Here is a 14,778-nt window from a genome sequence, read left to right as displayed (position 1 = left end):
TTTTTAAGAGAGGCTATGCAGGAAAGAGAGTAAAAAAACTATTAGAGATTTAAATATTAAAATATAATAGTTTGATATTTTATATAAAGAGAAAGCATTAATTTATCTTGACAAAGAAAATTTAAAAGTTTACTATAAAAATAAAAGCATAGAAGAGGTGGTTTAAATGTTTCATAGGGAAGTATATGTGGAGAGAAGAAAAAAATTAAAGGAAAAATTTAAAGAGGGTATAATTTTAATTCCTGGAAATAATGAATCTCCTCTTGATTGTACAGCAAATTGCTACCCTTTTTTACAAGACGCAACATTTAGATATTATTTTGGTATAGATCATCCAGGTTTAATTGGTTTAATGGATTTAGACAGTGGAGAAGATATAATTTTTGGAAATGATTATACTATATCGGATATTATTTGGATGGGTAAACAAAAATTTCTAAGAGAAATGGCTGAGGAAGTTGGAGTTGATAAATTCCTTGAAAAAGAAAATTTAAAGGTGTATTTAAAAGGAAGGAAAAATATATACTTTACTAATCAGTATAAAAGCGACATTATAATGTATATAAGCTCTTTATTAGGTATAGATCCCTATAGCTTTGATAAACAGACTTCTTTTGATTTGGTAAAGGCTATAATAGAGCAAAGGAATATAAAAACTGATATAGAGATAGAGGAAATTGAAAATGCAGTAAATATTACAAAGGAAATGCATTTAGCAGCTATGAGAAATGTTAGGGCTGGTATGAAAGAATATGAGCTGGTAGCAGAGGTTCAAAAGGAAGCTAAAAGAGCTAATGCTTATTTCTCATTTCAGATTATATTAACAAAAAATGGGCAGATTCTTCATAATCATAGGCATAAAAATACTTTGCAAGAGGGAGATTTAGTTCTTTTAGATTGTGGTGCAATAAATGAAAATGGATATTGTGGTGATATGACTACGACTTTTCCAGTAAGTGGTAAATTTACTGAAAGGCAAAAAAAGATACATAATATAGTTAGAGATATGTTTGATAGAGCTTTTTCTTTAGTTAAAGCTGGAGTTTTCTATAGAGATATTCATTTAGAAGTTTGTAAGCTTATGGCGGAGAATTTAAAAAAATTGGGACTGTTAAAGGGAAATATAGAGAATTTAGTTGAAGCAGGAGCACATGCACTTTTTATGCCTCATGGTTTAGGGCATATGATGGGAATGACAGTGCATGATATGGAAAATTTTGGAGAGGTCAATGTTGGCTATGATGAGGAAATAGAAAAATCTAAGCAATTTGGCTTGTCTTCTTTAAGATTAGGAAGAAGGCTTAGAGCTGGTTATGTATTTACAATAGAGCCCGGAATTTATTTTATTCCAGAATTATTTGAAAAATGGAAGAATGAAAAGAAGTATGAGGAATTTTTAAATTATGATGAAATAGCTAAGTATATGGATTTAGGTGGTATAAGAATGGAAAGAGATGTTTTAGTTAGTGAAGATGGAGCAAGAATTTTAGGGGATAAATTTCCAAGAACTGCTGATGAGATAGAGAAATTTATGGCAAGTTTATAGAAAAATTAATATAAATAAAAAGGGCTGTTGCAAATTTTTAATTACACTCAAAATCTCAAACACAAGATTGGAAGTGCAGTTCAAAGCAACAGCCTTTTATATCTATTATTTCCCCATTATTGATAAAAATTTAGTCCAAGGGACATTTTTTTCCTTTTCAAAAATATTATCAAAACTATCTTTGTTCCATTCTATAAAATTTTTAGGGTCCATAGCTAGACCATTATATTTTACTTCATAATGCAGATGAGAACCAGTTGATACACCAGAATTTCCACCAGCTGCAATAATTTTTCCCTTTCCAACTATATCCCCAACTTTGACATAAATTTTACTCAGATGTGCATAGAGGGTTTGAAAGCCATAGATATGATCAATGATAACTACATAACCATAACCTCTTTTCACTCCTGCAAAACTTACTACTCCCATTGCACTGGAGAGAATATCTTCGCCCGTATAAACTTTTAAATCAATGCCATAGTGCATTCTTTTAACTCCCCAAACGGGGTGAATCCTTATGCCGAAAGGGCTAGTAATTTTTGCTACTTTTTTAAGAGGATAGCCACTGGGGATAAGATTTAGAACAACTTCTTTTTTTTCATTAGGAAGCTCATTTAAACAGTGGAAGTCATTATTTTCTATTTCCTTTAATTCTTTTTCCCTAAGTAACATTTCCTGTTCCAGTTCTTCTTTTAATCTCTTTTCTTCCTCTTCTTTTATCTTTTGCTCTTCCAAATATATTTTTGCTAAAATGATACTTTCCTCAGTTTCTTTCACATAGTTTTTATATTGAAAGTATTTTAATAATAGAAAAGTTGTTCCTCCTACTAATGTAAAAGAAATAAAAAATATAAAAAAATATTTTAAATATTTAAAATATTTTTTTATGCTTTTTTTCTCTTTTAGCTCCTCTATTCCATTTATTTCATTTAGTTTTTTCTTTTTAAAACTTTCTAAAAGCTCTAATTGAATTTTATTTTTCTCATTCATATTTCATCTATTTAACAAAAAAGTTTAAATATTCCTCCTAATTAAAGAAATTTAAAATGTGGATAACCATATAAAAATTAAAAAACACTTTCAAAAAAATTTTATTTAGTTTTAATTATAGAAATATTTTATTATATTTTGCCTATCTAAGCAATAAAAATTTTTAAATAAACCAAAAGAAAAAAAGAGGATGAAGCATATTAAAACTTGAAGTCTTAAATATGCAGCATCCCGCTTATATATTAAGGCATTTTATAATTTGAACTGCGTTAGTTGCAGCACCCTTTCTAACTTGATCACCACAACACCATAGAGCAAAGCCATCAAGAACTTCATCTCTTCTAATTCTACCAACTTCAACTATATCAGTATCAGAAGTGTTTAAAGGCAGAGGTAAGTTTGGCAAATCTACAAGTTTTACACCAGCACTATTTTTTATTGCCTCAGTTATTTCTTGCTTTGTAAGTTTTTTTTCAGTTCTAAAACTCAAAGATATGCTATGGCTTCGAATAACAGGGACCCTAACACAGGTACAAGTAACTTTTAAATCGGGATTATGCAAGATTTTTCTTCCTTCATTTTGCATTTTCATTTCTTCGGCGGTGTAATCGTTGGATAAGATCTCAGAGATTTTAGGTATACAATTATAAGCAATTTGATGAGAAAAAACATCAGTTTTAACTTCTCTATTGTTTAAAATATCTTGAACTTGATTTTCTAACTCATAAATTCCATTAACACCAGCTCCAGAAACAGCCTGATATGTGCTTGCTATAATATCTGTAATTTTAGAAATTTTATTGACTCCATAGATTGCCATCATTGCAATTATTGTACTACAATTTGGATTAGCTATTATGCCTTTATGTTTAAGTGCGTCCTTAGCATTTATTTCTGGAACTACAAGAGGAACATCTTCATCTAATCTAAAAGCACTACTGTTATCAATATATACTGCTCCAGCTTTTTTTATAGAAGGAGCAAATTTTTTAGACATATCACTTTCAACAGCTCCTAAAACAATATCTAAACCTTCAAAAGAATTTTCTTTAGCTTCTTCGACAACAATTTCTCTTCCTTTAAACATATATTTTTTTCCTATACTTCTTGCACTTGCCAATAATTTTAATTCTGTTACAGGAATATTCTGTTCCACAAGACAGCTCAACATTTGCTGCCCAACAGCTCCTGTAGCTCCCAATATAGCTATTTTCATTTGTTTTCTCCTTTCACAATAAACCTGTCATAAATACAATTAATTGCCTTTTCAAAATCACTATTATCAACACCGACAATTACATTAATTTCATCTATACCTTGGCTAATAGTCTTTATATTGATATTATTTGAACCCAGTTCTGCAAATAGTTTTCCAGACATACCTGGTCTTTTTGACATAGCTCTGCCGACAACGGCTATCAAAGATAGATTATCAACAACACTGATATGTTCAAAGGCAATCTTTTCTTTTAACTTAGATATAATCATATATCTATCTTCTTCAATTTTCTGAGTTTCAACTACGATATTAATGGCATCAATACCAGCCTGAATGCCTTCAAGGTTAATATTGAAATCTTCAAAAATCTCTAAAGTTTTCTTTAACAATGAAATTTCACTGGAAAGGTTTATTTTTGTACAATTAAAAACAGTAAAATCTTTTTTTCCTGCAATACCTGTTATAAAGCCTGGACTTTTTTGCTCATCTCTTTCACTACAGTCATGAACTATCATAGTTCCAGAATTTTCAGGCTCATTTGTATTTTTTATATTGATTGGTATTTTCTTTTCTCTAACAGGGAATATAGTTTCTTCATGCAAAACATTAGCACCCATAAAACTAAGCTCACGCAGCTCATCATAGGTAATATATTTTATTCTCTTTGGATCACTGACTATTCTAGGGTCGGCAACCAATATTCCAGAAACATCAGTCCAGTTCTCATAGATAGAAGCATTGACTAAACTTGCAATTATAGCACCAGTAATATCACTACCGCCCCTTGACATAATTTTTATTTTTCCATTAGGAAGAGAACCATAAAAGCCAGGGATAACAATTTTTTTATTGCTATTTAATTTAGTTTGTAATGCTTCATTGCTCCTTTCAAAATTTATTTTTCCGTTGTAATCAAATAAGATTACGTCTTTCGCATCAATGAAGTCAGCATTTAGGTATTCAGCTAAACAAAGCCCAGCCAAATACTCTCCTCTTGAAACTAAGTAATCTATACTTACATTTTTTGTCATAGATTTTTTTATTTTTTCAAATTCGCTGTCCAAATCAATTTTTAAATTCAGTTCTCTTTTTATAGTTTTATATTTTTCTTCTATTATGTTAAAAAGACTGTGAAAAGGTACACCATATTTTATATGTGCATGGGATAAATAAAGCAAATCAGTTACTTTGTGGTCCTCATTATCTGATTTTCCACAAGCACTCGTAACTATAAATTTTCTGCTTATATCACTATCTACTATATTTTTAACTTTTTTAAACTGCCCTGCATTTGCAACAGAACTTCCTCCAAATTTTACAACCTTTATCATAAATTCATCTCCGCTATAAATGTTTTATCATCTATTAAATTCTCTATATCTTTTAATTTTACCACTTTTGTAATAATAGTATCAATATCAATTTTTTCAAGTATAATATCTTTAAATTTATCTATATTATCAGTTCTAATATAAAAATTGCTGGAATAATTATTTTTGATATTAAGTTTTTCTAAGATTTTAGGGTTTAGCTCTCTATTTTCATAGATAGAAATAATATCTTGTACTACAGCATGTGCAGTTGGGTATTTTCCAGCACCCTGTCCTATATAGGAAGATTCTCCTAAAAATTCGCTACTAAGTTTTACACAGTTTAAATTTTTAGGAATATGAGCAATGTTCTCACTATTTTTTATAAATTTTGGAAGGACAAAGATGTTTAAATTCTCGCCTTCTTTATTAGCTCTTCCTATCAATTTGGTAATTCTATTATGTTTTATTGCAAAATCTATATCTTTTTTTGTTATATTACGAATACCGAAAAAAATTATATCTTCTAGTTTGATAGAAGAGTCCCAAATAAAATTTGCACTTAGACAACACTTATACTTTACATCATGGGCATCAATATCATCAGTTGGATCACTTTCTGCATAACCTAAATTTTGAGCTTCTTTTAAAACTAGAGAAAAATCTTTTTCCTGATTAGTCATAGAATCTAAAATATAGTTTGTGGTACCATTGAAAATTCCTTCAAAGGAAGAGATTTTATCTATTCTTTTGATATGGCGAATATTTTCCATCCAAGGAATGCCACCACCAACACTTGCTTCAAAAGCAAGACCGACAGAATTTTCTTTGGCTAGATTTACCAAGTTTTCATAGTGAGTTGCCATAACTTTTTTATTGCTTGTTACAACATTTTTCTTAGCTTTTAAAGCCATACTGATATATTTAAAGGCAGTGTCGACTCCGCCTATACATTCTACAATTAAATCAATATCTGGGCTTAATAAATCATTTATATCTGTTGTTCTCCTCTCATCACTTATTTCATCCATACTTTTAACTAAAATTTTAGAGAGCTTGATATCTTTTTGACTAGCATCTATTATTTCTTTTACGCCACTTCCAACAACTCCACATCCTAACAAACCAATATTCATGTCTTTCCTCCCTATTTTTCATACAGAAATAGACTTGCAATTTCGTTGGAAACATAGTATCATCTTTCTAAAATAAGTCAAGGAGAAATTTAAAAATATGGAAATATTTGTCAGCAGTAGAAATAAAAAAGAAAAATGTTTTGCAAAGGAAGCAATTATACAAGGGCTTGCAAAAGATGGAGGACTTTTTACTCCTTTAGACATAGAAAAAAGAAAAATTGATATAAAAAAATTTATGAATTTGTCTTATCAAGAGATAGCTTATATAATTTTTTCAACTTTTTTTGTTGATTTTTCAGAACAGGAAATGAAAGAAATCATACATAGAGCTTACGATAAAAATTTTTCAGTTAAAGATGTAGTAAACTTATCAAAAATTGGCAAGAGCTATATGTTAGAACTGTACCATGGCCCAACTGCGGCATTTAAAGATTTAGCCCTAACAGTATTGCCGCAACTTTTAAAAACAGCCTATAAAGATGAGAACAAAAAAGTGTATATTTTAACTGCAACAAGTGGTGATACAGGAAAAGCAGCCTTAGAAGGCTTTAAAAATGTTGAAAATACTTTTATTACTGTTTTTTATCCAAATAAAGGAGTTAGCTTAATTCAAGAAAAACAAATGAAGACTACAGTTGGTAAAAATGTAGAAGTAATAGCTATAAATGGAAATTTTGATGATTGTCAAAGCTTAGTCAAAAAATGTTATGAACAGATTAAAGTTGAGCATGTACAGCTGAGTAGTGCTAATTCTATTAATATAGGAAGATTGGTTCCACAGATTGTATATTATTTTAAAGCCTATGTGGACTTAGTGAAAAATAATGAAATAACATTGGGTGAGAAGGTAAATTTTGTTGTTCCAACAGGCAATTTTGGAAATATCTTAGCTGGTTATTTTGCTAAGTTGTTAGGTTGTCCAATAGACAAATTAATATGTGCATCCAATAAAAATAATATTTTAACTGATTTTATAAGGACAGGAATTTATGATAGAAATAGAGCTTTTCACAATACAATTTCTCCTTCAATGGATATTTTAGTGTCGAGTAATTTAGAGAGATTACTTTTTATTCTAAGTGACTATGATGATGAAAAAGTTTCAAAATATATGAAAGAATTACGAGAAGAAGGCAGATATATTATAGATAAAGAATTATTAGAAAAAATACAGCAACATTTTCTTGCTTTTTGTTGTGATGAAGAAAATTGTAAAAAAACTATAAAAGAGGCTTATGAAAAAGATAAAAGGCTTATAGATCCGCATACAGCGATAGCTTATTATGCTTCAAAGCAATATGAGGGAGAAATAAAAAATGTTATTTTATCCACTGCTTCACCTTATAAATTTTCAAATAGTGTTTTAGAAGCTATAAACTCTGAGAAAAGAGAGAATGAATTTGTGGCAATGTGTGAACTTAAAAAGATTACAGCTGAAGAAATACCAGCTAATCTAAGGCTTATAGAGGCTTTACCTGATTTACACAATAGAAGCATTGACATTGAAGATGGAATAAAAGTAGTTTTAGAAAGGATAGAGAAGTTAAAATGATAAGTATAAAAGTTCCTGCAACCAGTGCAAATTTAGGACCTGGTTTTGATACTATGGGTATGGCATTGAATATATTTAATATTTTTTATGTTGAAAAATCTGAAGATTTAGTTATTGAAAATGTAGAAGAAGAATTTAAGAATAGAAATAATTTATTTGTTATAGCTTATGATAGAGCTTTAGCAACAAAAAATATAAAAGCAAATGTATATGTAAAGTTCGAAACTTGTATTCCTCTTTCAAGAGGTTTAGGCTCTAGCTCTTCTCTTGTGGTCGCAGGAGTATTGGCAGCCAATCATCTCTATAATTTAGCCTTAACAAAACAAGAAATGCTTAATATTTGTAATGAAATAGAAGGACATCCAGACAATATAGCCCCTTGTTTATTAGGAGGCTTTGTGTCAACTGTGATTGATAAAAGCATTCCTCATTGTAAAAAAATAGATGTGAACGAAAAGTTTAAATTTACTGTTATGATACCAAATTTTGAGGTAAAAACAACTGCCGCCAGAGCAGTTATGCCTAAGCAAATAAGTATAGAAGATGCAGTATACAGTTTATCAAGAGCCGTATCTCTTTGTTTTGCTTTGCAAGATGGAAATGAGGAAAGATTAGCTATATCTTTTGATGATAAAATTCATGAACCCTATAGGAGAACTTTAATCCCAGATTTTTTTGATTTAAGAGATGAGGTTTTAAAAAAAGGGGCCTTAGCATTTATGATAAGTGGTTCAGGTTCAAGTTGTATTGCTATATCAACAGATAAAGAATTTTCAAGAAAAATAGACACAAAAAAATTAAAGGCAGAATGGAAATTAATTGACTGCGAACTTCACAGAGCTGAAGCAGAGGTTAAATTTTTATAAAAAATAATGAAATTATATATTTTTATATCATTAAAAATGGGGGCTGTTGCAATTGCAATAGCCCCCATTTAAAATTATTTTGCATTAAGTGCAGCCATTGTTATATAGTTGTAAGGCTTATTAAAATGAGGTAAGAAAAAGATATCCAGAAGTTTAAGTTTATCTATAGTAACTTTTTCTTGAATAGCAAGAGAGAAAAGATGAATTGCCATAGAGATATCTTGTTTAGAAGCTATCTGAGCACCAATTATAACTCTATCTTCTTTTCTATAAACTATTCTTATACTGACTTGTTCATTATTATGCTCCATAAAGTCTGGTTTTTGTAGGTCATGGAAAGTAGTTTCCATAGCATCTATACCTAATCTTTGAGCTTTTTCTAAAGTAAGACCAGTGGAAACCATATTGAAACCAAAAATAGAAATTCCATTTGAACCTTGAACTCCAAGGCTTTCTATTTTTCTTCCACATACATTGTGAGCAGCAACTATACCAGATCTAACTGCATTTGATGCAAGGGCAATATAGTTTACATCGTCAATGGCATTGTCATAAATAGTAGCACAATCACCTATGGCATAAACATCATCCAGATTTGTTTTTTGAGTTTTATCCACTATATAGGCACCATTTCTAAATGTGTTAATTTTTCCTCTTCCTAAAGCAGAATTTGGTTTAAATCCTATGCATAGGACAACCATGTCAACTTGATATTCTCCCTTATCAGTTACAACAGCTTCAACTCTTTTATTTCCTTTTATTTCTTTTACTAATTGTTTATAGTTAAGCTTTACTCCGTTATTCATAAGTTGAGTATCCATTTTATCTCTGAAAACTTTATCATAATATGTAGATAGACATTCATCACAAAAATCTATTAGATGAACATTTTTCCCCCAACGTTTAAAGGCTTCGGCAAGTTCAACACCAATATATCCTGCACCGACAACTGCTACAGTTTTTATTTCAGGTCTTTCTTTCAATTTATTTATAACATCTTCAGCTTGCTGATAAAGTTTAACAAATTGTACATTGTCTAAATCTTTTCCAGGTATACTAGGGTCAATAGAAAGAGAACCTGTCGACAGAATTAATTTATCATAAGTTTCTTCATATTTTTCTCTATTTTTTCCAAGGGCATAAACTATTTTCTTATCAAAATCAATTTCAGTGACTTCAGTTTCTAAATGTATTTTTGCTCCTTTAGCTTCTAATTTTTCTTTAGAAGAATAGAAAAGTCCTTCAGGTCCAGAAATTTGTCCACCTATCCATAGAGCCATACCACAACCTAAAAAACTTATGTTTGAATTTTTATCAAAGACAACAATTTCATTTCCTTTATAGTTATCTAACATCGTATTGATACAAGCTGTCCCTGCATGATTTGCTCCAACTACAACAATTTTCATTTTATCGCACTCCTTTTTAAATTTATATATTAAATTACTTTAGTTTATTTCATATTAATTTTATAATATTTAATTTTAATTTTGAAGTAAATATTTTTTTTATAAAAAAATTGATTAGATTTTTTTCAAAAATTTCCAATTTTAGTAAAATTATTATACAAATTTTATAAAAATACAAAAAATATATTAAAAAAAATATTTAATTGCAATATAAAATAGAAAAAACAAAATAATTGTACTCAGATAAAAAATGTATATTTTTTTTTCAAAATGTTTTTAATATAAAAAAAATTTTTAAAAATATACTATACAGAAATAAAATTATAGTGTATAATAAGCAATGAGTATGATGTATGACTTTTTATTTTGAATGTTCTTTTAATATTGTGATAAGCAACTATATTAGTTTTCCTTTTTTAATATTAAATTGTTCTATATGCTTTTATAGATATATTCAATTATATTAGCTACTTCATAATTCAATATTATTTATTATTTTTTTGGAGGTTAGAATGAAAGGTACTGTTAAATGGTTTAATAAGGAAAAAGGATTTGGATTTATTACTGGTGAGGATGGAAAAGATGTTTTTGCTCACTTCTCACAAATTCAAAAAGAAGGATTTAAAGAATTATTCGAAGGACAAGAAGTGGAATTTGAAATAACTGAAGGGCAAAAAGGTCCTCAAGCTTCAAATATAGTTGTTACAAAATAATTAGAAGATTTTAATTTAAATTCAAACTACCCCTCATAGATATGAGGGGCTTTTTTTATATCATAATCAAGAGTAAATATTATTGTTAATTCCTTTCAATTATGATATTATGAAAATAAAAACTCATAAAAGTGGAGGATGCAAATGAAAAAGAGGAAGTTTTTTCTATTTTTAGTTTTTTTATTAACAAGTTTAGTAAGTCTATCAGCAAGCTATAGAATTTCTAACCTTTCTATTATAGGTGTTTTAAAAAAAGATGGTTCTATGGAAGTGCATGAAAATGTAATATATGATATAGATGAGATTAATGGGATACTTTTTGATATAGATGCTAAAGGTTATGGTGGTATAAGTTCATTAAAGGTTTTTGAAGATGTTGGACAAAAAGATGGACAATATAAATACAAAGAGGTAGATCCTTCGAGATATGAAGTTACTGAAAGTGATGGACTGTATAAAATAAAATTATATTCAAGAAATGTAAAGAATAAAAGAGGTTTTGCTTTTGTTTACAAAATGCCAAATGCTGTACAGCTTTATGAAGATGTGGCACAATTTAATAGGAAAATGGTGGGGCAAAATTGGCAGCAATCAATAGATAATGTTTTAGTGCAAATATGGGCACCAGTTGACAAAAATTATGATAATACTAAGATACTAGCTTTTGGGCATGGACCTCTTAGCGGTGATATTATAAAAGAAAATAATGTAGTACAATATAACTTAGAATATTATTATCCTGGTGATTTTGTTGAGGCACATATATTGATGGAACCAGAAATTTTTTCAGAGATAGATAAAAGTAAAATAATTCATAAAAATATGAAGCAAGAACTTTTAGATATGGAAAAAGAACTTGCAGATGAAGCCAATGCACAAAGAGAAAGACTTCAGAAAAGAGAAGAGTTTTTAAATAAATTAAGAAAATACGATAAGGCTATTTTAGGGGCTGAATTTAGTCTTTGGGCTGTAATTATGTTCTATATCCATAGAATATTTAAAAGAAAAAATAAATATAGAGATATGTATGGGAAATATTTAAGAGAACTTCCAGATGATTACTCCCCTAGTCTAGCTGGAGTAATAGTTACTGGTCAGCTAGATAATCAAGAGATTTTAGCAACTTTGCTTGATTTAATAAGAAGAAAAATTGTAAGTCTTGATGAAATAGGAGGAAAAAATAAATTGAGCTTAAGAGAAGATGCAAATCTATCAGCTCAAGAGAGAATAATTGTAGATATATATTTTAATGATTTTGGAGATGGTACTTCAGTTGTTTTAGAGGATATAAAATCAGCTAAAGTACCTTTAAGTATAGCTAGAAAATTTGAAAAATGGCAGTATAGTGTTTTGTCAGACTTAGATAGAAAAAAATTTAACTATGAAGGTTTGGGCTTTTTAAGAGGGACTTTACTATTTTTAATAGGTTTAGCCTTTTTTATAGGAGGTATTATTCATATAGCTCTGTTTGAAAATCCCTTGTTTTTACTGCTATCTTTTATGGGCTTTATTCTATTAGTATCAACATTAGCTGCTAAAAGACCTGGAGATGAGCTGCAGAAAGCTAAGGCTAGATGGGGAGCTTTTAAGAACTTTTTAGCAGACTATTCTCAGCTTGAAGAAGCAAAAATTAATTCAATACACTTATGGGAAGAATTTTTTGTCTATGCTGTTGCTATGGGAGTATCTGAAAAGGTTGTAAAAGCATATAAAAAAGCTCTCGAAATGGGTCAAGTCCCTGAAATTGTTGGCACTAATGCCAATGCCTTTGGCACACTTTCACTTATGGATGCCTATTCCAGAGGAAATTTTTCGAAAAGCATAAATATGGTTACTAAGAGCACTTATGCCCGTTCTGTAACAAGCATTGCAAAGAGTAGAAGATCTAGTTCATCTGGTAGAGGAGGAGGTTTTAGCTCAGGTTCTTCAGGTGGAGGAGGCTCTCGTGGAGGAGGAGGAGCATTTTAGATTCTTAATTAAGACTGAAGCTGTGAAAAATGACTACTGAATATAATATAACTTAAGAGATATACAAAAAGAAGATATAAATACAATAAAAAATTTAAAAATAAATAAAAATTTAGGAGGAAAAAATGGCTATATTAGGAATAATTTTAGGAATAATAGTAATTTTAATAGGTTTGGCAATTAGTTATAAAAATAAATTTGTGCTTCTAGATAACAGAGTAAAAAATGCTTGGAGCCAAATTGATGTACAATTAGAAAATAGATTTAATTTGATTCCAAACTTTGTAGAAACTGTAAAAGGTTATGCAAAACATGAAAAAGAGACTTTTGATGGTATAGCAAGAGCTAGATCAAACTTTCAAAATGCAACAACACCTGAAGCAAAGATGGAAGCTAATAATCAATTAAGTGGATTTTTAGGAAGACTATTTGCTGTTTCAGAAGCTTATCCAGAATTAAAGGCAAATACAAGTTTTGAAAATTTACAAGCTCAATTAGTGGAACTTGAAAATAAAATTAGATTTGCCCGTCAATTTTATAATGATACTGTAACAGAATATAATCAAACAATTCAAATGTTTCCAGCTAGTATCTTTGCAGGTATATTCAATTATCGTTTAGCTGAACTATTTAAGGCTGATGACATAGCAAGAATAACACCGCAGGTTAATTTTTAATATATTCCAAAAATTAAAAAATTATATGTAAAAATATAAAAAATAAGTTCTCTTTTATTAAAAGAGAAGAATAGGATGTATAAATTGTTAATTCAAGATATAATCTTTAGTAGATAGATATATTAAGAAAATTAATTAAATCATCTGAAAGTTAATGAAAATATTAGAAATATAGAAATTAGGAGGAGCGATGTCGGTTCTTTATTTTAAAGTATTAAGCGAATATTATCATCATATTATTGGAGATTTAGAAAAAGAAAAAAGACTCTTTTTAGAGGACTTACATAAATTCATTTTAGCAGATGATGAATACGGTTATCCTCCTGATTTAAGTGGAGATATAGGAAGAGTTGAATATCTGCTAAAACAAATTTCTATAGATGCAAAAGGTATGAGTATAGAAGAATATATGACTCTTAAAAAATGGTATAAGGAAGATGGATGGTCTGATGGTGAAATTGATGAATACTTCTTATATTTTAAAAAGGAAAAAGAAATAAAAATTATTTATGATTTTCATAGTCTGAGTGAAGATGAAACCAATTTTTTAAAAACTCTGGATTCTTTTTTAGAAACTAAAGCTAAAGCTTTAAGAATTTTTAATCCACATAATGGGAAGTATCAAAAATTATCTGAAGTTTTGAAATAAAAAGGAGAAATTTAAAGATGATAGAACATCCAATACCCCCTACTTATGACCAAAATTCACAAATTTTAATATTGGGTTCTTTCCCTTCAGTTAAATCAAGGGAATATGGGTATTTTTATGGTCATCCACAGAATCGTTTTTGGAAAGTTATATCAGCAGTTTTTAATGACAGTTTTCCAGAAACAAAGGAAGATAAGAAAAGGTTTTTATTAAAACATAATATTGCTGCTTGGGATGTTATTGCTTCTTGTGAAATAAAAGGCTCATCTGATAGTAGTATTACAAATGTAAAAGCAAATGACCTAGGAGAAATATTAAAAAACTCAAAAGTAAGAAAGATATTTGTAAATGGAAAAAAAGCAGCTCAACTCTATAAAAAATATATAGAGCCAGTGAGTAAAATTCCTGCGATAACTCTTCCTTCAACAAGCCCTGCTAATGCAGCATGGAAATTGGAAAGACTTATTGATGAATGGAAGGTTCTAAAAATTTAGTTGACAAATAAACAAATAAATATTATAGTAAAACTACAATTAAATAATTATTTAAATAGGTTCTTCGGGGCAGGGTGAAATTCCCGACCGGTGGTATAGTCCACGAGAGTATTCTTTGAATACTTTGATTTGGTGAAATTCCAAAACCGACAGTATAGTCTGGATGGGAGAGGTGATGTTTTTTTAATTTTGTATTACATGCCCGAATTATCTTTCGGGCTTTTTTTATGGTTATCTTAGAGAAAA

Annotated in this window: 13 protein-coding genes and 1 riboswitch; of the genes, 8 read left to right on the top strand and 5 right to left on the bottom strand. The window is 29.1% G+C overall.

The features are described 5' to 3' along the window. Positions 1-166 precede the first annotated feature (166 nt). Positions 167-1,546 (top strand): aminopeptidase P family protein, encoded by a 1,380-nt coding sequence (locus Q4A58_RS01405; RefSeq protein ID WP_303115915.1) that lies wholly within the window; start codon positions 167-169, stop codon positions 1,544-1,546. A 105-nt stretch (positions 1,547-1,651) separates the two neighbouring features. Here the strand turns inward: Q4A58_RS01405 and Q4A58_RS01400 are convergent, their stop codons facing one another. The 4 genes from Q4A58_RS01400 to Q4A58_RS01385 form a co-directional block, all read right to left on the bottom strand. Further along, the gene (locus tag Q4A58_RS01400; protein WP_303115913.1) at positions 1,652-2,539 is read right to left on the bottom strand and encodes a M23 family metallopeptidase; all 888 of its coding nucleotides are present in this window, start codon (positions 2,537-2,539) and stop codon (positions 1,652-1,654) included. Between the two features lie 235 nt (positions 2,540-2,774). Next, complete coding sequence (locus Q4A58_RS01395) at positions 2,775-3,755, bottom strand: aspartate-semialdehyde dehydrogenase (RefSeq protein WP_303115910.1); 981 nt, start codon at positions 3,753-3,755, stop codon at positions 2,775-2,777. Further along, positions 3,752-5,089, bottom strand: a complete 1,338-nt coding sequence (locus Q4A58_RS01390) for an aspartate kinase (protein WP_303115907.1) — start codon at positions 5,087-5,089, stop codon at positions 3,752-3,754. Before Q4A58_RS01390 ends, Q4A58_RS01395 begins: the two co-directional genes overlap by 4 nt. Next, positions 5,086-6,204: a homoserine dehydrogenase gene (locus Q4A58_RS01385; protein ID WP_303115905.1), complete on the bottom strand. Its 1,119-nt coding sequence runs from the start codon at positions 6,202-6,204 to the stop codon at positions 5,086-5,088. The genes Q4A58_RS01390 and Q4A58_RS01385 overlap by 4 nt, the downstream gene beginning before the upstream one ends. A 97-nt stretch (positions 6,205-6,301) precedes the next feature. Between Q4A58_RS01385 and thrC the strand changes: the two genes are divergently transcribed. Together thrC and thrB are read left to right on the top strand one after the other, a co-directional pair. After that, a complete protein-coding gene (gene thrC / locus Q4A58_RS01380; protein WP_303115903.1) occupies positions 6,302-7,756 on the top strand; it encodes a threonine synthase in 1,455 nt (484 codons plus the stop codon). Continuing rightward, complete coding sequence (thrB, locus tag Q4A58_RS01375) at positions 7,753-8,622, top strand: homoserine kinase (RefSeq protein WP_303115900.1); 870 nt, start codon at positions 7,753-7,755, stop codon at positions 8,620-8,622. The genes thrC and thrB overlap by 4 nt, the downstream gene beginning before the upstream one ends. A 74-nt stretch (positions 8,623-8,696) precedes the next feature. Here the strand turns inward: thrB and nox are convergent, their stop codons facing one another. Beyond that, complete coding sequence (gene nox, locus Q4A58_RS01370) at positions 8,697-10,031, bottom strand: H2O-forming NADH oxidase (protein ID WP_303115898.1); 1,335 nt, start codon at positions 10,029-10,031, stop codon at positions 8,697-8,699. 512 nt (positions 10,032-10,543) lie between these two features. Here nox and Q4A58_RS01365 point away from each other — a divergent pair. The 5 genes from Q4A58_RS01365 to Q4A58_RS01345 all read left to right on the top strand — a co-directional run bounded on the left by Q4A58_RS01365 (position 10,544) and on the right by Q4A58_RS01345 (position 14,532). Beyond that, positions 10,544-10,744, top strand: coding sequence for a cold shock domain-containing protein (locus Q4A58_RS01365; protein ID WP_026339001.1), 201 nt, complete (start codon positions 10,544-10,546; stop codon positions 10,742-10,744). A 144-nt stretch (positions 10,745-10,888) separates the two neighbouring features. Then, on the top strand, positions 10,889-12,712 hold the full coding sequence (locus Q4A58_RS01360) for a DUF2207 domain-containing protein (RefSeq protein ID WP_303115895.1): 1,824 nt from the start codon (positions 10,889-10,891) through the stop codon (positions 12,710-12,712). Positions 12,713-12,837: 125 nt separating this feature from the next. Then, positions 12,838-13,389, top strand: a complete 552-nt coding sequence (locus tag Q4A58_RS01355) for a LemA family protein (RefSeq protein ID WP_303115892.1) — start codon at positions 12,838-12,840, stop codon at positions 13,387-13,389. 190 nt (positions 13,390-13,579) lie between these two features. Further along, complete coding sequence (locus Q4A58_RS01350; protein WP_303115890.1) at positions 13,580-14,038, top strand: hypothetical protein; 459 nt, start codon at positions 13,580-13,582, stop codon at positions 14,036-14,038. Between the two features lie 17 nt (positions 14,039-14,055). After that, the gene (locus tag Q4A58_RS01345) at positions 14,056-14,532 is read left to right on the top strand and encodes a DNA-deoxyinosine glycosylase (protein ID WP_303115888.1); all 477 of its coding nucleotides are present in this window, start codon (positions 14,056-14,058) and stop codon (positions 14,530-14,532) included. A gap of 56 nt (positions 14,533-14,588) precedes the next feature. Further along, positions 14,589-14,711, top strand: a riboswitch (FMN riboswitch). The last annotated feature ends 67 nt before the right edge of the window (positions 14,712-14,778 follow it).

Source organism: Fusobacterium sp., assembly GCF_030528405.1.
Taxonomy (GTDB): Bacteria; Fusobacteriota; Fusobacteriia; order Fusobacteriales; family Fusobacteriaceae; genus Fusobacterium.
This window is presented reverse-complemented; position numbering and strand designations above follow the sequence as displayed.